Origin of the sequence: Vibrio sp. 10N.247.310.23, from assembly GCF_041467155.1 — a bacterium.
Taxonomy (GTDB): domain Bacteria; phylum Pseudomonadota; class Gammaproteobacteria; order Enterobacterales; family Vibrionaceae; genus Vibrio; species Vibrio crassostreae_C.
The window spans coordinates 1-1179 of the sequence record NZ_JBFSTZ010000102.1; the positions used below are offsets into that span (position 1 = coordinate 1).

Consider the following 1179-nt stretch of genomic DNA (forward strand, 5'->3'; position numbering starts at 1 on the left):
GATAAAGTCATGCAGAGACAACACGTTGTCTTGCTCGTTTTGTTGAGTGGTGTCTGTCGAGTCGCTCATCCCATCGCTCCTTGCGGTACGGTTAATACGCCTTGCTGCAGCGCTTCACTGACTAAGGGCTCCATCACGTCAATCTGCAAGTCCAAGTGATACGCAAATACCCCATAGGAGGGCAGCTCGTGAATCATGGATTGCAGTCTCGGTTGTAGGGCCGGTTGCCAATGTTCTAACAGCGGCAAATGACACAGCTGCTTGAGCGTTGGCCACAACGTGGTGTGAGAAAGCGGGGTTTGACTCATCACCGTCATACTTTGACCGCTCGGTTTCAGTAACGACGGGTGAATAAGCCAGGTGTGCACCCATTCGCCCACAGGGGGGTGTTTGGGTAACCGCGTAGTACGCTTGGTGAGTGACTTCGCCTGGGCAAAGTCGAGCACCAGATTACCGCCTGGCAATTTGACGGTCATGACGCGTATTCCGCCTTCGCTCATAGGTAGCGTGAGCGCGGCGAAAAAGTGTTGCATGGCGCCATCGCGTCCCCATACGGAGAGAAATTGCACTTGGTTGTCAGCGGTGGTGACCACCGCATCGAGATAAAGCCCGTTATCGAGCGAAATCAGTGGAGTCTTCATGGGTTGGTTCCTTATAAAAAATAAGGCGCCTTCCCGTCAGGAAAAGCGCCTGACGGGCAGTGAAGTTATTGTATGACCACGATGCGACCAAAGCGCTCACCGAGGGTGAGGTCAATCGCTCGAATGAGCGGTTGAAATTGGTCTATCACGGTGGTGATGGTTTGACTTTCATCAACCGTGGTCACGGTGCGCTGCACTTTTTGAGTGCCGCCTTTGACCAGCAGGGTCTGAGCGCCATCGTTGCTGTGCACCTTGCCGGCAATTTGTCCCGCCGCGAGCGACAACGACAAATGCCAGGGTGACAGTTTTCTTAACGGCCGAGGCACTTGATGGTGCCTCGCAAGGTTAAATTGGGTGTCAAAGGTCGGCCAAAGCCCCCCATGCGCCCCAAACGCTTGTTCCAGTTGCCCGGTGTCTGGTCGTATCATTTCAAACCGAAACGACGCGTCATTGACCGGGGTTATCTCAAACGGTTGAGCGGGGTAAGGCTGTATCACCTTACCTTCGCCAGCGTTTATCAACAGGGTCGCCGTTTGTG

The 1179-nt window shown here is 54.1% G+C and carries 1 protein-coding gene and 1 pseudogene; both read right to left on the reverse strand.

The window, feature by feature from the left end:
* Positions 1-65: 65 nt before the first annotated feature.
* Complete coding sequence (locus AB6D93_RS24090; protein WP_372127253.1) at positions 66-641, reverse strand: hypothetical protein; 576 nt, start codon at positions 639-641, stop codon at positions 66-68.
* A gap of 65 nt (positions 642-706) precedes the next feature.
* Positions 707-1179, reverse strand: a pseudogene (locus AB6D93_RS24095) (SAM-dependent DNA methyltransferase); the annotation flags it as partial.